The organism is Tateyamaria omphalii (assembly GCF_019802125.1).
Classification (GTDB): domain Bacteria; phylum Pseudomonadota; class Alphaproteobacteria; order Rhodobacterales; family Rhodobacteraceae; genus Tateyamaria; species Tateyamaria omphalii_B.
Window position 1 is genome coordinate 52,523 of sequence record NZ_JAHVHT010000003.1, and the last position, 20,342, is coordinate 72,864.

General features: G+C 60.7%; 24 protein-coding genes. 20 read left to right on the forward strand and 4 right to left on the reverse strand.

Features of this window, described 5'->3' with window-relative positions; all coding sequences use genetic code 11:
• Positions 1-70 precede the first annotated feature (70 nt).
• From KUV51_RS12660 to KUV51_RS12730, 15 genes are all read left to right on the forward strand, one after another.
• Positions 71-925 carry an HpcH/HpaI aldolase/citrate lyase family protein gene (locus KUV51_RS12660; RefSeq protein ID WP_222522010.1) on the forward strand — a complete coding sequence of 285 codons (855 nt, stop codon included), beginning with the start codon at positions 71-73 and terminating at the stop codon, positions 923-925.
• A gap of 3 nt (positions 926-928) precedes the next feature.
• Positions 929-1,483, forward strand: coding sequence for an NnrU family protein (locus KUV51_RS12665; RefSeq protein ID WP_222522011.1), 555 nt, complete (start codon positions 929-931; stop codon positions 1,481-1,483).
• Between the two features lie 4 nt (positions 1,484-1,487).
• On the forward strand, positions 1,488-1,691 hold the full coding sequence (locus KUV51_RS12670) for a DUF1737 domain-containing protein (protein ID WP_222522012.1): 204 nt from the start codon (positions 1,488-1,490) through the stop codon (positions 1,689-1,691).
• A complete protein-coding gene (locus KUV51_RS12675; RefSeq protein WP_222522013.1) occupies positions 1,691-2,722 on the forward strand; it encodes a MaoC family dehydratase in 1,032 nt (343 codons plus the stop codon). Before KUV51_RS12670 ends, KUV51_RS12675 begins: the two co-directional genes overlap by 1 nt.
• A 70-nt stretch (positions 2,723-2,792) precedes the next feature.
• Entirely contained in the window at positions 2,793-3,503 is a 711-nt protein-coding gene (locus KUV51_RS12680) for a DUF4344 domain-containing metallopeptidase (RefSeq protein ID WP_222522014.1), read from the forward strand.
• Between the two features lie 80 nt (positions 3,504-3,583).
• On the forward strand, positions 3,584-4,213 hold the full coding sequence (locus KUV51_RS12685; RefSeq protein WP_261385837.1) for a DUF1194 domain-containing protein: 630 nt from the start codon (positions 3,584-3,586) through the stop codon (positions 4,211-4,213).
• 151 nt (positions 4,214-4,364) lie between these two features.
• Positions 4,365-4,748 (forward strand): succinate dehydrogenase, cytochrome b556 subunit, encoded by a 384-nt coding sequence (sdhC, locus tag KUV51_RS12690; protein WP_222522016.1) that lies wholly within the window; start codon positions 4,365-4,367, stop codon positions 4,746-4,748.
• A gap of 12 nt (positions 4,749-4,760) precedes the next feature.
• The gene (gene sdhD, locus KUV51_RS12695; RefSeq protein WP_222522017.1) at positions 4,761-5,132 is read left to right on the forward strand and encodes a succinate dehydrogenase, hydrophobic membrane anchor protein; all 372 of its coding nucleotides are present in this window, start codon (positions 4,761-4,763) and stop codon (positions 5,130-5,132) included.
• A 42-nt stretch (positions 5,133-5,174) separates the two neighbouring features.
• Complete coding sequence (gene sdhA, locus KUV51_RS12700) at positions 5,175-6,980, forward strand: succinate dehydrogenase flavoprotein subunit (RefSeq protein WP_222522018.1); 1,806 nt, start codon at positions 5,175-5,177, stop codon at positions 6,978-6,980.
• 6 nt (positions 6,981-6,986) lie between these two features.
• The gene (locus KUV51_RS12705) at positions 6,987-7,817 is read left to right on the forward strand and encodes a hypothetical protein (protein ID WP_222522019.1); all 831 of its coding nucleotides are present in this window, start codon (positions 6,987-6,989) and stop codon (positions 7,815-7,817) included.
• On the forward strand, positions 7,814-8,143 hold the full coding sequence (locus tag KUV51_RS12710; RefSeq protein ID WP_222522020.1) for a hypothetical protein: 330 nt from the start codon (positions 7,814-7,816) through the stop codon (positions 8,141-8,143). Before KUV51_RS12705 ends, KUV51_RS12710 begins: the two co-directional genes overlap by 4 nt.
• A 100-nt stretch (positions 8,144-8,243) precedes the next feature.
• Positions 8,244-8,690 (forward strand): hypothetical protein, encoded by a 447-nt coding sequence (locus tag KUV51_RS12715; RefSeq protein ID WP_222522021.1) that lies wholly within the window; start codon positions 8,244-8,246, stop codon positions 8,688-8,690.
• Positions 8,691-8,835: 145 nt separating this feature from the next.
• The gene (locus tag KUV51_RS12720) at positions 8,836-9,615 is read left to right on the forward strand and encodes a succinate dehydrogenase iron-sulfur subunit (protein WP_222522022.1); all 780 of its coding nucleotides are present in this window, start codon (positions 8,836-8,838) and stop codon (positions 9,613-9,615) included.
• Between the two features lie 61 nt (positions 9,616-9,676).
• Positions 9,677-10,393, forward strand: coding sequence for a hypothetical protein (locus KUV51_RS12725; RefSeq protein WP_222522023.1), 717 nt, complete (start codon positions 9,677-9,679; stop codon positions 10,391-10,393).
• A gap of 74 nt (positions 10,394-10,467) precedes the next feature.
• Positions 10,468-11,313, forward strand: coding sequence for an urea carboxylase-associated family protein (locus KUV51_RS12730; RefSeq protein WP_222522024.1), 846 nt, complete (start codon positions 10,468-10,470; stop codon positions 11,311-11,313).
• A 164-nt stretch (positions 11,314-11,477) separates the two neighbouring features.
• Here KUV51_RS12730 and deoD read toward each other — a convergent pair whose 3' ends face one another.
• From deoD to KUV51_RS12750, 4 genes are all read right to left on the reverse strand, one after another.
• A complete protein-coding gene (gene deoD / locus KUV51_RS12735) occupies positions 11,478-12,182 on the reverse strand; it encodes a purine-nucleoside phosphorylase (RefSeq protein ID WP_222522025.1) in 705 nt (234 codons plus the stop codon).
• Positions 12,183-12,553: 371 nt separating this feature from the next.
• Positions 12,554-12,877 (reverse strand): H-NS family nucleoid-associated regulatory protein, encoded by a 324-nt coding sequence (locus KUV51_RS12740; RefSeq protein WP_222522026.1) that lies wholly within the window; start codon positions 12,875-12,877, stop codon positions 12,554-12,556.
• Positions 12,878-13,176: 299 nt separating this feature from the next.
• Positions 13,177-15,147 carry a protein meaA gene (locus KUV51_RS12745; protein WP_222522027.1) on the reverse strand — a complete coding sequence of 657 codons (1,971 nt, stop codon included), beginning with the start codon at positions 15,145-15,147 and terminating at the stop codon, positions 13,177-13,179.
• A gap of 73 nt (positions 15,148-15,220) precedes the next feature.
• Entirely contained in the window at positions 15,221-15,640 is a 420-nt protein-coding gene (locus tag KUV51_RS12750) for a hypothetical protein (protein WP_222522028.1), read from the reverse strand.
• 58 nt (positions 15,641-15,698) lie between these two features.
• Here KUV51_RS12750 and KUV51_RS12755 point away from each other — a divergent pair, with 58 nt between their 5' ends.
• The 5 genes from KUV51_RS12755 to KUV51_RS12775 all read left to right on the forward strand — a co-directional run bounded on the left by KUV51_RS12755 (position 15,699) and on the right by KUV51_RS12775 (position 20,319).
• Positions 15,699-17,087, forward strand: a complete 1,389-nt coding sequence (locus tag KUV51_RS12755) for a 1-acyl-sn-glycerol-3-phosphate acyltransferase (protein WP_222522029.1) — start codon at positions 15,699-15,701, stop codon at positions 17,085-17,087.
• A 111-nt stretch (positions 17,088-17,198) separates the two neighbouring features.
• Positions 17,199-18,479 carry a crotonyl-CoA carboxylase/reductase gene (ccrA, locus tag KUV51_RS12760; protein WP_222522030.1) on the forward strand — a complete coding sequence of 427 codons (1,281 nt, stop codon included), beginning with the start codon at positions 17,199-17,201 and terminating at the stop codon, positions 18,477-18,479.
• Between the two features lie 215 nt (positions 18,480-18,694).
• Positions 18,695-18,901 carry a hypothetical protein gene (locus KUV51_RS12765; protein WP_222522031.1) on the forward strand — a complete coding sequence of 69 codons (207 nt, stop codon included), beginning with the start codon at positions 18,695-18,697 and terminating at the stop codon, positions 18,899-18,901.
• Positions 18,837-19,568: a helix-turn-helix transcriptional regulator gene (locus KUV51_RS12770; protein WP_222522032.1), complete on the forward strand. Its 732-nt coding sequence runs from the start codon at positions 18,837-18,839 to the stop codon at positions 19,566-19,568. Before KUV51_RS12765 ends, KUV51_RS12770 begins: the two co-directional genes overlap by 65 nt.
• 115 nt (positions 19,569-19,683) lie before the next feature.
• Complete coding sequence (locus tag KUV51_RS12775) at positions 19,684-20,319, forward strand: acyl-homoserine-lactone synthase (RefSeq protein ID WP_222522033.1); 636 nt, start codon at positions 19,684-19,686, stop codon at positions 20,317-20,319.
• Positions 20,320-20,342: the final 23 nt, after the last annotated feature.

Consider the following 20,342-nt stretch of genomic DNA (forward strand, 5'->3'; position numbering starts at 1 on the left):
TAGCGCTTGAACTATCTGGCAAAAAATGGCCCTTTCCGCGCAACTTTATGACTCGCAAGGATCGCACGCCATGGCCCTCGACCGTCCCCTCCGCTCCGTTCTTTACATCCCGGGTTCCAAGCCGCGCGCGTTGGACAAGGCACGCGGTCTGCCGGTCGACGCGATCATCTTCGACCTGGAAGACGCCGTGTCGCTCGAGGAAAAGGAAAGCGCGCGCGCGACACTGGCAGAGGCGCTGGCGCAGGGCGGCTATGGCGCACGCCTCAAGATCGTGCGCATCAACGGCTTCGACACCGCATGGGGTCGCGATGACGCACAGGCGGCCAAGGACATGGGTGCAGACGCAATCCTTCTGCCAAAGGTCAACAGCCCCGATGATCTGGATGCATTGGCCGACATTACGGGCGACACCCCGCTCTGGGCCATGATGGAAACGCCTCTGGGCATGATCAACGCACCGGCCATCGGCGCACACCCCAAGCTGCAAGGCATGGTCATGGGCACAAACGATCTGGCGAAAGAGCTGCAAACCCGCTTCCGCCCCGACCGCCTGCCGCTGCAAACCGGTCTGGGCCTCTGCCTACTGGCGGCCAAGGCGCATGGCTGTGCTATCGTCGATGGCGTCTACAACGCGTTCAAGGACGAGGACGGCCTGAAAATCGAATGCGACCAAGGCCGCGACATGGGGTTCGACGGCAAGACACTGATCCACCCCGCGCAGGTGGACATCGCCAACGCCGCCTTCTCCCCATCGGAGGCCGAGATTGACCTCGCCCGCCGCCAGATCACCGCCTTTGAAGAGGTCGAGGCCAGTGGGCAAGGCGTTGCCGTAGTTGATGGACGTATCGTCGAGAATCTGCACATCGTCACGGCGCGCGAGACATTGGCCAAGGCCGATGCCATCGCAGCCATGGCAAAAGGATAGACGATGTATTGGATCATTCTGATTGCGGGTGTCGCCCTGTGGTGGACGGCGCATCTGTTCAAACGTGTCGCACCCGAACGCCGCGCGGCGATGGGTGATCCCGGCAAGGGCGCCGTTGCAATAGCTGTGGTGCTCTCCATCGTCCTGATGGTGATCGGCTATCGCGGCACGGACTTCATCAACGTCTGGTTCCCGCCCAGTTTCACGATCCATATCAACAATCTGCTCATGCTGATCGCCATCTACCTGCTCAGCCCCGCGCCCAAGCGCGGCAAGCTGGTGTCAGGGATGCGCCACCCCATGCTGACGGGCTTTTCCCTCTGGGCCATCGCGCACCTCTTGGTGAATGGCGATCTGGCCTCAATCGTCCTGTTTGGCGGCCTCCTGATCTGGGCCATCGCGGCTGCACGCATCATCAATTCCAACGAGCCAAACTGGCAACGCGGACCCGAGGGGACACTCGCCAAGGACGCCATGTTCTTCGTGGGCTCCATCATCCTGCTGGGCGTCATCGGCTGGATCCACAACTGGCTGGGTGTCTGGCCATTCCCGGGATAAGCCCATGAAACTCTATCGTTTCCTGTCCGAAGAGGACACATCCGCCTTTTGCCACAAGGTCACTGCCGCGCTCAATGCGGGTTGGGAGCTGTATGGCCCGCCTACCCAGACCTGGGACCACGCAGCGGGTGTCATGCGCTGCGGGCAAGCGGTCACAAAGGACGTGCCGGGGGACTACACCCCGGACATCAAACTAGGGGAACAGTAATGGCCAAAACCAATTCGGGCCGGTTTTTCGAAGACTACAGCGTCGGCGATGTGCTGACGCACGCGGTGCCACGCACTGTCGGGGCAGGGGAACGGGCGCTCTACCACGCGCTTTATCCGGCGCGGCACGCGCTTTATTCGTCCGACACGTTCGCGCAGGCGTCTGGTTTGGCGGCCTCTCCGCTCGATGACATGATCGCGTTTCACACCGTCTTTGGCAAAACCGTGCCGGACGTGTCGCTGAACGCGGTGGCAAACCTGGGCTATGCCGAAGGGCGCTGGCTCAAGCCGGTCTGGCCGGGCGACACGCTGACATCGGAATCCGAAGTGATCGGGGTCAAGCAGAACTCGAACGGCAAGTCGGGTGTGGTTTATGTGCGCACGACAGGCCGGAACCAGCATGGCGAAGCGGTGCTGGAATACGTCCGCTGGGTCATGGTGCGCAAAGGGAACCTGGACGCACCCGCGCCCGAGACCGTGATTCCGGAGCTGAACAAGGTTGTCCCCGCGGGGACACTTACCGTGCCGGAAGGTCTGACGTTCGAAAACTACGACTTCGACCTCGCGGGTGAGCCGCATCGTTGGGGCGACTACGAGGTCGGCGAACAGATTGACCATGTGGACGGTGTTACCATCGAGGAAGCCGAGCATATGATTGCGACGCGGCTGTGGCAGAACACGGCAAAAGTGCATTTCGACACCTCCGCCCGCCCCGACGGTACGCGCCTGATTTACGGCGGCCATGTGATCTCCATGGCCCGAGCGCTGTCCTTCAACGGGCTCGCAAACGCGCAAATGGTCGTAGGGCTGAACGCGGGCGCCCACGCCAATCCATGTCTCGCTGGCGATACCGTACGCGCGTGGTCCGAGGTGCTGGACAAGGCGGAAACCGCAGCGCCTGGCGTCGGTGCGATCCGTTTGCGGCTGGTCGCGACCAAGGGCGGAGCGCCATTCCAGTTGCGCGGCGAGGACGGCAAATATCTGCCGGAGGTCTTGCTTGACTTGGATTACTGGGCCTTGATGCCAATGTAGGATGCCGGGGTGACGCGCGTCTGACGACGACGCCCCACCCGCCATCCCGCATGGCGCAAGGAGTGAGCCCATGTTGCGTTACATTCTGCCCTGCCTGATGCTCGCCAGCCCTGCTGCCGCGAATGAAGAGCGCGAAGCCTTTGTTGAGGCGAACCTCTTGGGCATTTTCTACCACGAACTGGGCCACGCCCTGATCGACATCCTCGCCCTGCCGGTCTTTGGTCAGGAAGAGGACGCCGCCGACGTCGCCTCGGTCCTGCTGATCGATGGCTTCTACGAAGAAGAGGCGGCCCAAGCGCTCGCCTATGACACCGCGTTCGGCTTTCTGGCAGAGGCCGACTTTGCGGGCGACGTAACATACTGGGACACGCACGGCCCGGACGAACAACGCTTCTACAACACGGTTTGCCTGTTCTACGGGGCCAACCCCGATGCACGCGAGGGTTTCGCCATCGACCTCGGCCTGCCCGAAGAGCGAGCGGAAACCTGTCCCGAAGAGTTCCAGCTCGCGCTCGACAGTTGGGGCCCTGCCTTTGACGAGATCACGGGTCGTGGCGACTCCATCCTCTTTGCCGATGGGGGACACAAACTGCTGACAACCGACGTGATGGCTGCGGAAGTCGCTGCGCTGAATGAGGATTTCGATCTACCGACGCCGCTTATCGTGCGCGTAGAGTCCTGCGGCGAGGCCAACGCATTCTACGACCTCGGCACCACGGAAATCATCATGTGCACCGAGTTCGAAGACCATTTGCGCGCCCTCTACGACCAGTTCGAGTGACGGCACATTTGTGAAGTGCGTTTGCGCATGGCGCAGGCTAGGCTTTGCCAATGTGGCGCGGAATTTTCATATCGCTTTTTATGGGTGTTCCGGCTCAGGCGTGCCAGTTCGCACTGCTGCTGGCGGTGGATGTGTCGGGCTCCGTGGATCGGGACGAATACCGCATCCAGATGGATGGTTTGGCCCATGCGCTGCGCGACGGCATCGTCGCGGATGCGCTGGTGGAGCAAGAAGCACATGTCGCACTGGTTCAATGGACGGGCGCCACGCGCCAGAAACAGACGATCCCTTGGACCCGCATCGCATCCTATGGTGACGTGCTTGCCCTCGCCGAAGAGATCGAAAACGATCCCCGGATCTGGCGCAATTACTCGACGGCCATAGGCGAAGCACTCGCCGTCTCGCGCAAGGCATTCGCAACTGTCGCGCACTGCACCCGCAAGGTCGTCGACGTGTCGGGCGATGGTGTGTCGAACGAAGGTCTGGAACCGGCGGGGCAACGCGGCCCTCTGAACGAGGCCGGCATCACCGTAAACGCCATCGCGATTGAAACGGATGACACCGACCTGACGGCCTATTTTTTCGAAAATGTGATCACCGGGCCCGGCGCCTTCGTGGTCACAGCGCAGGGATTCGAGGACTATCCCGAACAAATCAAGCGCAAGTTGCAGCGCGAGACGATCCGGCAGGTGACTTATTATGCAGAGTGAGTGCGCTTGTGATCACACGTATTTCTGCCGTGATCACATTTGGGCAAAATCCTGCAAATGCGCCAAAAAACCGCGCCATTTCTAGGGTCGACGCGCGTGACTCGCGCGTAAAAAGGAGTATCAAAGGGCAGCCGAGAATAAAGGAAGCAACATGGCCGACGTCAATCGGGGCAATCGCCCGCTCTCGCCACACCTGCAAATCTACCGCCCGCAATGGACATCGATCTCGTCCATCATGGTGCGGATCACCGGCATCGGCTGCCTGATCGCCTCGGTCCTCGTCGTAAGCTGGCTGCTGGCGGCAGCAACGTCGGAAGCCGCCTTTGCGGCCATCGACGGACTTCTGCGCAGCATCCTGGGCACGGTAATCCTGACGCTCGCGATGTGGGGTATCTTCTACCACATGCTGGGCCGCCTGCGGCACGTGCTGTGGGATTTCGGCTATTTTGTGCAGGTCCCCGTATCCGAAGACATGGCCAAGGGCATGTTCATCGGGGCCACGCTGCTCACCATCTTTGTTCTCGTTGTGGCCTGAGGAGGGTTCGACATGCGTTTTATGACAGACCGCAAACGCGCCACCGGCCTCGGCTCCGGTCGTGAAGGGACCCACCACCACTGGCAGATGATGGTCAGCTCCATCCTGCTCGTGCCGCTGGTGCCGATCCTTGTCCTGCTCTTTGCGTCGGCACTGGGCGGCAACCATGCCGAGGTTCTGGCCTTCTTCAGCCGTCCGATCCCGGCCATCCTGATGGCTCTGGCCCTGATCGTGATCATCCAGCACCTGATGCGCGAAGCTCACGCGGCGATCGAAGATTACATTCATGGCACTGCAGGAAAGTTGACGCTGATCGCAACCACCGCATTTGCCTATACCATGATCGCAGCAGGGCTGTTCGCGATCGCGCGCATCGCGCTCTGACACTTCCCGGGCGGCAAGGCCCGAACCGAATAGGAGGCCGACATGGCTGCATATGATTACGAGACGCATGAATATGACGTCGTGGTCGTTGGCGCGGGTGGCGCCGGGCTGCGGGCGACATTGGGTATGGCGGAACAAGGGCTGCGCACCGCGTGCGTAACCAAGGTGTTCCCGACCCGCTCGCACACGGTGGCGGCACAGGGCGGCATTGCAGCGTCGCTGTCCAACATGGGGCCCGACAACTGGCAGTGGCACATGTACGACACGGTCAAGGGCTCCGACTGGCTGGGTGATACCGATGCCATGGAATACCTCGCCCGCGAAGCGCCCAAAGCCGTTTACGAGCTTGAACACTACGGCGTGCCCTTCTCGCGCACGGAAGAGGGCAAGATCTACCAGCGCCCCTTCGGCGGTCACACCACCGAATTTGGCGAAGGCCCCCCTGTGCAGCGCACCTGCGCCGCCGCCGACCGGACCGGCCACGCGATCCTGCACACGCTCTATGGCCAGTCGCTGAAGAACAACGCCGAATTCTACATCGAATACTTCGCCGTCGACCTGATCATGTCCGAAGACGGCGTGTGCCAGGGTGTGCTGTGCTGGAAACTCGATGACGGCACAATGCACCTGTTTGCGGCCAAGATGGTTGTGCTGGCGACCGGCGGCTATGGCCGCGCCTACTTCTCGGCCACATCGGCCCACACCTGCACCGGCGACGGCGGCGGCATGACGGCCCGCGCCGGTCTGCCCCTGCAGGACATGGAGTTCGTACAGTTCCACCCGACCGGCATTTACGGCTCGGGCTGCCTGATCACCGAAGGCGCGCGGGGCGAGGGCGGCTACCTCACCAACTCAGAAGGTGAGCGGTTCATGGAACGCTACGCGCCGACCTACAAGGACCTCGCGTCCCGTGACGTGGTCAGCCGCTGTATGACCATGGAAATCCGCGAAGGCCGCGGCGTGGGCGCCGATGGCGACCACATCCACCTGCACCTCAACCACTTGCCGCCAGAAACACTGGCCGAACGCCTGCCGGGCATCAGCGAGTCGGCACGCATCTTTGCAGGCGTCGACCTGACCAAAGAACCGATCCCGGTCCTGCCCACCGTCCACTACAACATGGGTGGCATACCCACGAACTACTGGGGTGAGGTGCTGGCACCGACCAAGGACAACCCCGACAACGTCTCGCCCGGCCTGATGGCCGTGGGTGAAGCGGGCTGCGCCTCGGTCCACGGTGCGAACCGTCTTGGCTCCAACTCGCTGATCGACCTCGTGGTCTTCGGCCGCGCCGCCGCCATCCGCGCCAAGGATGTGGTGGACGCGGCAGCCCCCGTGCCGACGCCCAACAAACGCTCGGTCGAGGCTGCGTTCAGCCGCTTCGATGGCCTGCGTTATGCCAAGGGCCATGTGCCCACGGCGGAACTGCGTCTGGAAATGCAGCGCACCATGCAGCAGGACGCCGCCGTCTTCCGCACCGACAAGACGCTGGCCGAGGGCGAAGAGAAGATGAAGGCCGTGGCCGAAAAGCAGAGCGATCTGCAGGTCACCGACACGTCGCTCGTCTGGAACTCCGACCTGATGGAAACGCTGGAGTTGACGAACCTCATGCCCAACGCGGTCGCCACGATCACGGCCGCCGCCGCGCGCAAAGAAAGCCGCGGCGCCCACGCGCACGAGGACTATCCGGATCGCGATGATGAGAACTGGCGCAAGCACAGCCTCGTCTGGTTCAAGGGCAACGCAGCCAGCCTTGGCTATCGCGGCGTGCACCTGCAACCGCTGACCAGCCACAACGATGGCGGCATCGACCTCAAGAAAATCGCGCCCAAGGCGCGGGTCTACTAAACCCGCATGTCCCAAGCGCTGCGCACCAAAGAGAACGTGGCATTTGCCCCCGGGCAGGTGCTGCGCGTCTATGGAATGCGGCGCTCGGGCAATCATGCGCTGATCAACTGGATCATGCGCAACGCCCCCAACGGTCATGGCGTGTTTCTGAACGACTGCCGCCCCAAAACCGATCCGGTGGTGTCGTGCAGTGGTGTTTCCGTGTTTGAAGACGGCGTTGACGTCGACATGCAGGTGGGACGCCAACAAAAGCTGCAACGGGCGGGCGCCTTGCCGTTCACCGTCGTCTCCTACGAAGACAGGGTGCCGCCCACGGCGCCCAAGCCGCTATATGCTGCACCAGAAACGCTGATCATCATCTACCGCAGCTTCCTGCACTGGACCGCATCGCTCCTGCGCAAGGTCCAGGGCAACGAGGGCTACGGCCCGCTGGACCGCAACCGGATCATGGGCCGCGCCCTCGGCACCTATTCCGAGATGCTGACCCGTGTGCAGGAGGATGACGTCGTGCCCCTTTGCTACGACGACTGGACCGCCGACGCGCACTACCGGGAAGAGGCCCTGTCCCGCCTGAAGCTGCCCGGCCGTGACCTGTCTCTGGGCACCGTCCAACGCTATGGCGGCGGATCGTCCTTTCAGGATGCAACCGCAGCTTCGGACCTCACAACAGACAAGCGCAGCGCACAGATGGCCGATGATCACGAATACCAGATGCTGCTCTGGACCGCTGCACGGGACGAAGGGTTCATGACCAAACTGACCAAAGTGTTTCCCGCCGATGCAAACCGGCTCGACACCTTGCGCAGCACGGCGAGTGCACAGGTGGTGCTGCCATGATCCGCGCCACAGCCCTCATCGCCGCGCTCACCCTCACCGCCTGCGCCGAAACCACGCAAGCCGTCGACAACGTCGCCCGCCGCAGTGCCAAGGCGGCGGTGGCCGAAACCCTCGTCACCCGCTTCCCGGCCGTGCCGCAACAGGCCGTGACCCCCTTCACCGACTGCGTGATCGACAATGCTTCGGCCCGCGAGATCGGGGAATTTGCCAAGGACGCCGTGATCGGCGTTTCAGAAACAACAGTCGCTTTGGTGCGCTCCGTCCTTGAGCGGCAAGAGACAGTGCAATGCTTGCTCGCACAGGGCTTAAGAAATGTTCCAACATGAGATGCTATTCAGAAACGCCAAAGAGACAGGTTGCCGATCTGTCGGCACCGCTGATGCGCAATCCCACGGACGCGGCCACGTAATAGGAACGAAAGACCGAATGAAAAACCTACTCTCGCTGATCATCTTTGCACTGACCTTTTTGTCTGCCAACGGCGCTGCCGCGAACGAAAACGCTGGTCCGACCCAAACATGCATTGCGCAGACCGGCGCGCCCGGTACGTATCTTTTGGCCGCAGATGCCCGCGGGCTTCCACGTGTTACGCCCGGACAGGGTGCAACAGCAGCAGGCGCCCGCAACGTGAACGATTGTTTGGCCGATGTGTTTCAAATCCAATATGGTGCGCGGCAAAGGGCGGTTGCGACGACATCGGGCCAAAGCGGCTTTGCATCGAACCGCGGAGACAGATGCGCGCGTATCCTCAACCGAAGTGCGGCCACAGCAGGGACATATGCATTCGGCGCTGCTCTGGCCGCTGGCGCTGTTGGCGCAGCAGCGCAGGCCAGCGTGTATCAGCGCAACCTGAACCGATGTCTTTCCCGATAGCTCTGGGCGAGATGAGATGTTCAGCGGCACGAGTATGAACAGGGACACGTTGATGGCCCAGAACGACACGGGCGCAAGCCCGAAACGGAATGTAGATACCGCAACGCGGACAGCGTCGCGGTCTCGCAAATAGAAGGAACTGACCATGGTCCAACTGACGCTTCCGAAGAACTCCCGCATGATGACGGGCAAGACATGGCCCAAGCCCGAGGGCGCAACCAATCTGCGCAAGTTCAGCATCTACCGCTGGAACCCCGATGACGGCAAAAACCCGCAGGTCGACACCTATTTCGTCGATCTCGACGATTGCGGCCCGATGATCCTGGACGCGCTGATCTACATCAAGAACAAGATTGACCCGACGCTCACCTTCCGCCGCTCCTGCCGCGAGGGGATCTGTGGCTCCTGCGCCATGAACATCGATGGCATCAACACGCTCGCCTGCATCTACGGCATGGACGAGGTGAAGGGCGACGTCAAAATCTATCCCCTGCCGCACATGCCGGTGGTCAAGGACCTGATCCCAGACCTCACCCACTTCTACGCCCAACACGCCAGCATCATGCCGTGGCTGGAAACCAAGACAAACCGCCCTGCCAAGGAGTGGAAGCAGAGCATTGAGGACCGCAAGAAGCTCGACGGCCTCTATGAATGCGTCATGTGCGCCTCCTGCTCCACGGCCTGCCCAAGCTACTGGTGGAACGGCGACCGCTACTTGGGGCCAGCGGCACTCCTGCACGCTTACCGCTGGATCATCGACAGCCGGGACGAGGCGACAGGCGAACGGCTCGACGATCTCGAGGATCCGTTCAAGCTCTACCGCTGTCACACGATCATGAACTGCGCCAAGACATGCCCCAAGGGCCTGAACCCGGCCGAGGCAATTGCCAACATCAAGAAGATGATGGTCGAACGCACCGTCTGATCCGACTTGCACGCTTCCCGGCCTGACGGCACAGTGCCGAAACGACGACCGGGAGGGGGCCTTGGCTGACATTGAATTTCTCTGCCCGCCAGACCTGGCGGGCAAGATCCCAGAACCCGCGCCGGCCTCAAGGTTCCTGCCGGACTGGTTCCGCAATCTCGACCGTGAAATGGGGATGAAGGACGCCCATGGCCTGCCGGGTTTGACCGTACGCGCCTGTCTGCCCGTGGCGGACGTCATGGCGCAGGGCTGGATCATCCCGACACCCTACGACATCTGGACCTCTGCCGATCCGGCGACGGGTGCCATCCAATTCCACTGGGATGCTTCGGCGGCCTTTGCGCCGATAGACATGCACCACCCCGGTCAGATCGGCGCCCCGAACCCGCCCTTTGAAAACGCGATGCCGCTCAAGCTGCTGAACCCGTGGCGGGTCAAACTGCCTCCGGGTTGGTCGGCCACGTTTCTGCACCCGGTGAACCACTTCGAACTGCCCTTCATGGCCTTTGCCGGCACAGTGGATTGCGACGCGCTGGATGTGCCTGTGAATGTGCCGTTCTTCTGGACCGGGCGCAGCCCGGACATCCGTCTGCCCGCGGGATCACCCATGGTGCAGGTCATTCCGTTCGAACGCCGTGCCCAGATGCGCGCTGCCACAGTGCGCGCCGAAACCGTGGAAGAGGCCGAGGTGCGGGCGCGGGATCTGAACCGCAAACATACCGAAGAATCCGTCTATGCCCGCGAGTGGCGCCGCCGTCACGACCGAACGCCCGGCTGACCTGCAACGCTCTTTCATCAGGATCTGGCGGCCCGCATCTTGCGCCCCTGTGCCCGCCCGCTAGGGTGCAGGGCATGACCGATCTTCCCGACCACGCCGCCGCCCACCGCGCCTTGCCGCCGGTGATCTGCTACCCGCCCGACACCCTTCCGCAACCTGATATGGCGGCCTACGCCTTGGCTCGCGAGGGCATGACCAAGCTGTCAGAAGTCATTGCACCGCCACGCGAGGCCGCAACATTCGAGATCCCCGCCGGTCACATCTTTCGGATCTCGTCCATCGAAGGGCCACAGGTCGGTGACCTGAACCTCTGGAACAGGAACGATCTGAGCGAGCGCTTCTACTCGGGCAAAACCCGCGCCCTGCACGGCACGCATGTGAACACAGGCGACCGGCTCTGGACCAGTTTTCCCACCCTGCGCCCGATGGCCACCATCATCCACGATACGCTCGACTGGTACGGGATCGACGACTTCGGCGGTGGCGTGCATGACGTGATCGGCACGCGGTGTGACCCCTATACAGGCAATCTGCTTCAAGGCGGGCACTACCACCATTGCTGTCACTCCAACCTGACCCGCGCGCTCGCAGATCACACTGGCCTCTCGTTGCCCGAGGCCGAGCTGCATGTCCACGATGTGCTGAACGTCTTCATGTGCACCGGCTTTACCCGCGACACCGGGCAATATTTCATGAAAGCGTCGCCTGTCCGCCCTGGTGATCACATCGACTTTCTGGCCGAGATCGACCTGCTCGGCGCGCTCAGCGCGTGCCCTGGCGGCGATTGCGGATCAGAGCACAGCTCCGATGTCGCGCCCTGCCATCCCTTGAAGATCGAGGTGTTCGCCCCAACACCCGGAGCTCTGGAAAATTGGCAAAGCCCCCCTCCCAACGGCTACGATCGCAGCCACGGCCGGTGATGGTACGACTACGGTTTGTTAACCGCTCAAGGGTAGGATCCTAACAAATCCCTACCCGACCGTGACGGTGGGGGTGCACAGGGGGGTGTACGGATGGTGCACAGGGGGTGACACCCCGTCGCAGCGTTCAACTCCTTGTAATCATGTCGAAAAATATGGACCGGCTATGCAAACGCCGCTTCCAGCGCGATTTCCACCATATCCCCGAACGTCCGCTCGCGGTCTTCTGACGGAAGCGCTTCGCCGGTTTGCAAGTGATCGCTGACGGTCAGAACGGCAAGCGCCCGGCGCCCGTGTCGTGCCGCGAGGGTGTACAGCTCCGCCGCCTCCATCTCGACGCCCAGAATACCGTGCCGCGTCATCTGTTCATCGAGGTCGGGTCGCTCGGCATAGAACACATCCGACGAGTAGATTCCGCCGACATGAGTCTTGGTCCCCCTCGCCTCAGCGGCCTTCACCGCCGCTGCCAGCAACCCGTAGTCGGCGCAGGGGGCATAGTTGATTTCCTTGAAGAACCCCGCAGATGGCGACGTGATCGTGCTGGCCGTCATCGCGATGATGACGTCCCGGATACCGACATGCGGCTGCATTCCCCCGCATGATCCAATGCGGATCAGTGTCTGCGCGCCATAGGTGGAGATCAGTTCGTTCGCATAGATCGACAGGGACGGCATTCCCATGCCGGAGCCCTGGATCGTCACCCGATTGCCCTTCCACATGCCGGTAAAGCCAAGCATGCCCCGCACTTCGTTCACCAGTTCGGCCCCATCCAGAAAGGTTTCGGCCGCCCACTTCGCGCGGTAGGGATCACCGGGCATCAAAACGGTTTCTGCGATCTGGCCTTCGGCGGCACCGATGTGGACGGTCATAATCAACTCCTTGGTCTGAAACAGTGAGTTCGATTAACCATTTTTGATCCGAAGGAGAACAGTCTGTTCTACAAATCACGCGATCAAATCGTGGATGGCTATTGGCAACGATGGATATGTCACCGTCAGAGCCGACAGTCGCAGGCTTCCAACGTTAGGGAGATGACAAACAACAAGGAAGATCGAGACAGCAGCCGAAACAAAGCGTGCAAGTGATGGTGATGTTTCGGAAACGGATTGGGCCGCACAGCCACACAATTGCTTGGGCCGGACCCTACGTTGTTCGAGAGCTCTTTGCGCTCAAGGGCGGTGATTGGATCGTGCCCCGTACAGATCCGGGGACACGATCCAATAAAGCCAAACGGCTTAGTCTAGATTTCCAGGCTTTCGGGCGATTTGCCCGCTTCGACCGCTGCCTTGAACCAGTTTGGCTGACGGCCCTTGCCGGTCCAGGTCTGTGTCGGATTTTCGGGGTTCATGTATTTTGGTTCGGCACTCGATGCTTTCGCACCACCGCGTGCGCCCTTTTTCCCGGTCAACTCATCAAGGGAAAAACCGAATTCCGCCGCTGCTTTTTGTGCGGCTGCCAAAGCCTCTTGTCTTTCAGTCTTTCGCCTTTGCACAATTGCTTCGTCGACATCGGCGCGCAAAGCTTCCAGTTCTTTCCGGCTCATTTTGTCGAGTTTTACTGCCATTAAATTTGTCCCAGTTTTGTTTGGATGATTCCCCTATTCTCAAAAATCTGTCGATAATCAATAGCATGGCTGACCGACTTTGTGTCAGTGGCGATAATTTGCTCGCTATGCGCGTTTCTTTCCACTGCCAGTCGAAAGAAGAATCTTTTCTTCCGTGTGCGTGCGCTGTGGCGATATCTATATCGGGCTCTATCTACTGGTTCTTTTTGCGATCCCAAGACCATCAATTCGAAAACAAAAAACCGGAGCGATCGTGCAGACCTCTCCGGTTCAGTGGGTTTGCCAATCGATTGGCTATGCTACTCGGCTGCGACTGCCTGCGGATCGGCCAGAGTCACAATATCCAGCATGATGGTGTTCAGTTCGAAATCCTTCGGCGTATAGACGCGGGCCACGCCCATGGCACGCAGACGGTCAGCGTCATCATCGGGAATGATACCGCCCACGATAACCGGCACATGGCTCAGACCGGCGGCCTGCATCCGATGCATCAGGTCCTCGACCAGTGGGATATGGCTGCCCGACAGGATCGACAGTCCGACGACATGGGCCTCGTCCTCACGCGCGGCAGCCACGATCTCCTCGGGTGTGAGGCGGATGCCCTCATATGCAATGTCCATGCCGCAATCCCGTGCGCGCACCGCAATCTGTTCGGCGCCGTTCGAGTGACCGTCGAGCCCGGGCTTCCCGACAAGGAATTTCAGGCGACGGCCCAATCGGTCGCTGACCGCATCCACCGCATCGCGCAGATCATCGAGCCCCTCGGTCATGTTCGACCGGCCCGAGGACACACCCGTGGGTCCACGGTATTCCCCATGCACGGCGCGCATCTGTGCAGCCCACTCGCCAGTGGTCACACCCGCTTTCGCGCAGATGATCGAAGCGGGCATCACATTCTTGCCCGCTTGCGCTGCGGCCCTGAGATCCGCCAGCGCTGATGTCACGGCGGCCTCGTCCCGCTCTGCACGCCAGGTGTTCAGCCGATCAATCTGGTCCTGCTCGACCGCAGGGTCGACAACCATGATACCGCCGTCACCGGTCATCAGCGGCGATTGCTCGCCCGCCTGATATTTGTTCACACCAACCACGACCGTCTCGCCTTTTTCGATGCGGTTCAGACGTTCGGCATTCGATTGTACCAATTGCGCTTTCATATAGTCGATGGCCGCGATGGCCCCGCCCATGGCATCCAGGTTTTCCAACTCATGCCGGGCACCGGCCTTCAATTCCTCGACCTTGGCATCCACGGCGGGATTGCCATCAAACAGATCGTCATACTCCAGCAGGTCCGTTTCAAAGGCCATGATCTGCTGCATCCGCATCGACCACTGCTGGTCCCAGGGGCGGGGCAGGCCAAGCGCCTCGTTCCAAGCGGGCAATTGCACCGCGCGGGCACGCGCCTTTTTCGACAGCGTCACTGCGAGCATTTCAATCAGAATGCGGTAGACATTGTTCTCGGGCTGTTGCTCGGTCAAACCCAGCGAATTGACCTGCACCCCATACCGGAAGCGACGGAACTTCGGATCGGTCACGCCATAACGCGTCTCGCAAATCTCATCCCACAAATCGACAAAGGCGCGCATTTTGCACATCTCGGTGACAAACCGAATGCCCGCATTCACGAAAAAGGAAATACGTCCCACGACGGCCGGGAAATCGGCCGGATCAATGCGCGGCTTCAATTCGTCCAGAACGGCAGTGGCCGTCGCAAGGGCAAAAGCCAATTCCTGTTCCGGCGTCGCGCCCGCCTCTTGCAGGTGATAGGAACACACGTTCATCGGGTTCCATTTCGGCACGTTCGTGTAACAATACTCTGCCACATCCGCGATCATCTTCAGTGATGGCTTCGGCGGGCAGATGTAAGTGCCCCGGCTCAGGTATTCCTTGATCAGATCGTTCTGTACGGTGCCCTGCAGCTTGGAAACATCCGCACCCTGTTCCTCGGCCACGGCGATATAGAGCGACAGAAGCCAGGGGGCCGTAGCGTTGATCGTCATCGACGTGTTCATCTGTTCCAGCGGGATTTGGTCGAACAGGGTCCGCATATCGCCCAGATGCGCCACAGGCACGCCAACCTTGCCCACTTCGCCGCGCGCCAGCACGTGATCGCTGTCATAGCCTGTCTGCGTCGGCAGATCGAAGGCGACCGACAGACCGGTCTGCCCTTTGGCCAGGTTCGAGCGATACAAAGCATTGGAAGCGGCAGCGGTCGAGTGCCCGGCATAGGTGCGGATCAACCAGGGGCGGTCTTTCTGTGCAGGCTGCGACATGAGCGATCTCCTGTGAATCGGGCGCGTAACAAAATTTCGTCTGATTGGAGGTATAGGTAATTATGTGGCGCAGTCAATCCGCTGCGTTGCGGCATTTTCGGCGCTGCGGCCAGACTGCGACCACGAACATCAACCAGCCCAGCACGCCAATACTGTGGGCCGACAAACTCGCAGGCCCGGTGAAAGTGAGCAGGGCGACAACCTCCTCCGGTGGCGGAGGGGCCTTGATCACGGATTGCGCGGGCAAGCCGTCAAAGATCATGCGGTAGTAGGTATAGTATCCTTGGGGAGAGGCCCAAACGAAGGTGATGAAGGCAACGATCCAGACCGGCACACGGATGATCAGGGGGCGCCGTTGCACCAGAACCCAGGTGAACCCCAGCGCCAGCACCGCAAACAGCAGTGACACGGCAACAAGGCCGATCTGACCCAATGTGGTCAGCGTGTGGAATGAATCCCCTTCATACATGTCGCCATTTTCGAGTGAGGGCATGGGAAAGGCCAGCCCATTTCCCTTGCCCCCACCCCCTACGCCTGCGAGGGTTTGCGCAATGATGACGACCGTTGAACTCCCCCTTTGGCTATTTATGCTGATCCTCCTGTTCGCGGCCGTGACCTTTGCCTCGCATTTCCTGTTCCCATCAGTGCGCTGGTTCTTTCGCCGCAGGCTGGAACGGGCCGTCGCGCAGTTGAACGAACGTCTGACGCGACCGATCGAGCCGTTCAAGCTGGCGCGGCGGCACGATATGATCCAGCGCCTGATCTATGACCCCGAGGTGTCGGAAGCGATCGTCAGGTATGCGGATGAACATGATGTGCCAGAGAACGTCGCCTTCGAGCAGGCGCGCCGCTACGCGCGCGAGATCGTGCCCAGCTTCTCTGCCTTCGCCTATTTCAGCTTTGGCGCGCGGGCCGCTCGGTGGCTTGCAACTGCGCTCTATAATGTGCGCACCGGGCTGAACAACGACCAGCAGATCCAAAGCGCGGACCCTAACGCCACGGTCGTCTTCGTGATGAACCATCGCAGCAACATGGACTACGTGCTGGTGACGTATCTTGCCGCGCAGGCGTCCGCGCTTAGCTACGCGGTGGGTGAATGGGCGCGGGTTTGGCCGCTGTCGCGGCTGATCAAATCCATGGGGGCCTATTTCATCCGACGCAAGTCGCGCGGCGTACTCTACCGCGCGGTGCTGGCGCGCTACGTGCGCATGGCAACCGAGGGCGGCGTGACCCAGGCCATCTTTCCCGAAGGCGGGTTGAGCGTGAATGGCAAACTCATGCCCCTCAAGAAGGGGCTCTTGTCCTATGTCGTGGACGGCTATGACCCCGACAAGCGCGACGTCGTCTTTGTCCCCGTTGCGATCAACTACGACCGCGTGCTCGAGGATCGCGTGTTGATCGCGGCCGATGCACGCGGCGACCGGCGGTTTGGTGTCAGCATCACTGTGGTCATGGCCGCGATCCTGCGCCTGCTTTGGCAATGGATCACCCGCCGGTACCGCAAGTTTGGCACTGCGTCCGTTGTCTTTGGCCCACCTGTGTCATTGGCTGCTCTCGGCGACGATGTCGAACTTGATCATCTGGCCGAAACATTGCGCGACCGCATCCAGGACGTGATGCCGGTGCCCTTCGTGCCGTTGCTGTGCCGCTTGCTGCTGATGTCGCCGGACCCGCTCCCAGATCTGGATCTGGTGCATGAGGTCAAGGCCGCCATGCCACCAAAGCGCGGCACACGTCCCCCGTTGCTCGATCAGGATCTGAGAGACCGTGTGCTGCGTGCTCTTACCGATATGGAGGTGCGTGGGATGGTGAAACAGGTATCGGACGCATGGGTCATGCAACCCGAAGAAGAGCCTTTGGTCCGCTTCTACGCGAATTCCATCGACGATCTGTATCCTGACAGCATCACCATCGGCAATGCTGCGCGCGCAAAGTCATAAAATTACAAAAATACCAAAGCGCGGGTTGCTTTATTTCGTGACGAGCCATATTCAGCCGTAACGCAGTCGATTCTGCGCTGCGGCACAGAATTTCTAACCCCGGAGGCTGACATGGCACTCGACACTGGTATCGCGTCCTACGACGCACCTGAAAAAGACCTTTACGAAATGGGTGAAATTCCACCCATGGGCTATGTCCCGAAGCAGATGTATGCATGGGCGATCCGCCGCGAGCGTCATGGTGAGCCGGACACAGCCATGCAGCTCGAAGTGGTCGACGTGCCAACGCTCGACAGTCACGAGGTGCTGGTTCTAGTGATGGCTGCCGGCGTGAACTACAACGGCGTCTGGGCGTCGCTGGGCAAGCCGATTTCACCGTTTGATGGTCACGGCCAGCCCTTCCACATCGCTGGCTCCGATGCGTCTGGCATCGTCTGGGCCGTTGGCGACAAGGTGAAGCGCTGGAAGGTCGGCGACGAGGTTGTGATTCACTGCAACCAGGACGATGGCGATGACCAGCACTGCAACGGTGGTGATCCGATGTATTCGGACAGCCAGCGCATCTGGGGCTATGAAACCCCCGATGGCTCCTTTGCCCAGTTCACCAATGTGCAGGCCCAGCAGCTTATGCCGCGCCCCAAGCACCTGACCTGGGAAGAAAGCGCCTGCTACACGCTGACGCTCGCCACTGCTTACCGGATGCTCTTCGGTCATGAGCCACATGACCTGAAGCCTGGCCAGAATGTTCTGGTCTGGGGCGCGTCGGGCGGTCTTGGTTCTTACGCCATCCAGCTGATCAACACTGCGGGGGCAAATGCGATTGGCGTGATCTCGGACGAGACCAAGCGCGACTTCGTGATGGATCTGGGCGCCAAGGGTGTCATCAACCGCAAGGACTTCAACTGCTGGGGCCAGCTGCCCACGGTCAACACGCCGGAATATGCCACGTGGCTGAAAGAGGCGCGCAAGTTCGGCAAGGCGATCTGGGACATCACCGGCAAGGGCGTGAATGTCGACATGGTGTTCGAGCACCCGGGCGAAAGCACGTTCCCCGTGTCTTCGCTGGTGTGCAAGAAGGGTGGCATGGTCGTGATCTGCGCGGGTACCACCGGCTTCAACTGCACCTTCGATGTCCGCTACATGTGGATGCACCAGAAGCGTCTGCAGGGCAGCCACTTTGCGCACCTGAAGCAGGCCGCCGCTGCGAACCATCTGATGGTCGAGCGTCGTCTTGATCCTTGCATGTCCGAAGTGTTCGCCTGGGACGACCTGCGCGAAGCGCATATGAAAATGCTGCGCAACGAGCACAAGCCCGGCAACATGTCCGTGCTGGTGCAAGCGCCCAAGACCGGTCTGCGCACGCTTGAGGATGCCCTGGAGGCCCGGCGTTAACGTCTTACACGTTTAAGAAGAGTATAAATGCCCGCGAATCATGTCATGGTTTCGCGGGCATTTTTGCGTTTTGAGCCGACTTGAAGGGGATCAATGGCTTAGAAAATGCCGCCTCACTATTTCTGGGGAGTAGAAATACGTGAATTTTCAGGCTGAGTTAACACATGCTATAGTTGTGTTAACCATTCATTAACCACTCGAGAGTGAGTCTGACCATGAAAAGTGACTGGATACTGGACGTTCTTACGGACCTTAAGACATTTGCCCGCGCCAACGACATGCCCGCCCTTGCCGAGCAGTTGGACGACACCGCAATCGTCGCAATGGCCGAGATCGCCGCGATGAAGGAAACAAGAGATGGTCAGCGTCACGACGGCGAGGCAGCCGTTGGAATCTATTTTGGAGGATTTGGAGCAAGCTGAGGGGCTCGCCGCCCTACAGTCAGCATCCGAGGAAATACGCGACCACTATGGGGTCGATCACGTGGTGTATCACTGGGTCGATTCCGCCGGGGATCAATACGGTTGCGGAACCTATTCGGACGTATGGCGAGACCGGTATCTCGAGCAAAACTACCTGCGTGTCGATCCGGTTATTCTTGGGTGTTTTCAACGCTTTCACCCGGTCGATTGGAAACGGCTGGACTGGAGCAGCAAGCCCGCCCGCACGTTTCAGGCCGAAGCCATCGCTCACGGGGTCGGAAACCAGGGATTTTCTGTTCCAATACGGGGGCCGAACGGGCAGTTCGCACTCTTTACCGTCAGCCACTCATGCGACGATGACATGTGGGCCACATGGACAGACGCGCACCGCCGCGATCTGATCCTGATCGCACACACGTTCAACGAAAAGGCGCTCGAATTCGAACCGGATCGTGCGCCCGAACAATCCCAGGCGCTCAGCCCGCGCGAGGTTGATGCGATGACCTTTCTGGCAATGGGATACAGCCGCGCACAGGTGGCCGACACGTTGTCGATCTCTGAGCACACCTTGCGCGTCTACATCGAAAGCGCCCGGTTCAAGCTGGGCGCGATGAACACGACGCACGCCGTTGCTCGGGCCATGAGCAGGGGATTGATCGTGGTATGACGGGGTGTGTTGCCGGTCACGGCAACTCTCCGTACGATTGTATTTCTGGACGTTAACGCACGCATCGGTAGTCTTTTGGTCATGCCTGCCCCGGTCTGACAAGGAGTACCCAATAATGCTGCGTTACGTGTATGCTGCCGATCTGAGCGATCACCCCAAACTTGCCCGCACCATGTTCCGCGATCGTGCGGACCAGTTTAAAACCCGGCTGGGCTGGGACGTGCACGTCGACAAGGACGGCTATGAACGTGACGAGTACGACGATCTGAACCCGCTCTACGTCATCTGGGAAGAGCCGGATGGCTCGCACGGCGGCTCGATGCGGTTCCTGCCCACGACAGGCCGCACCATGGTCAACGAACACTTTGGCGATCTGATCTCCGGACCCATCACCAGCCCGGTTATCTGGGAGTGCACCCGCTTCTGCCTGACCCGCGGCGCGGGTAGCCATGTGGCTGCGGCGCTAATGCTGGGCGGCGGCGAAATCATGCAGAATTTCGGTATCGAACACTTCGTGGGCGTGTTCGACGCGCGCATGGTGCGCATTTACCGTATGATCGGCTCATCCCCCGAAGTGTTGGGGAGTGCTGGCGAGGGCCGGGATCAGATCAGTGTGGGCCTGTGGCACTTCGACCAGCAGGCGGCGGCCGCTGTCGCTGACCGGGCAGGTGTTCCCATGGAGCGTTCACGCCACTGGTTCGACCTCGCCTTTGGCACGACATCACGCCGGGAACTCGCGCGCAGCGCCTGATCCCGCTGGCACCTGCCGCGCCC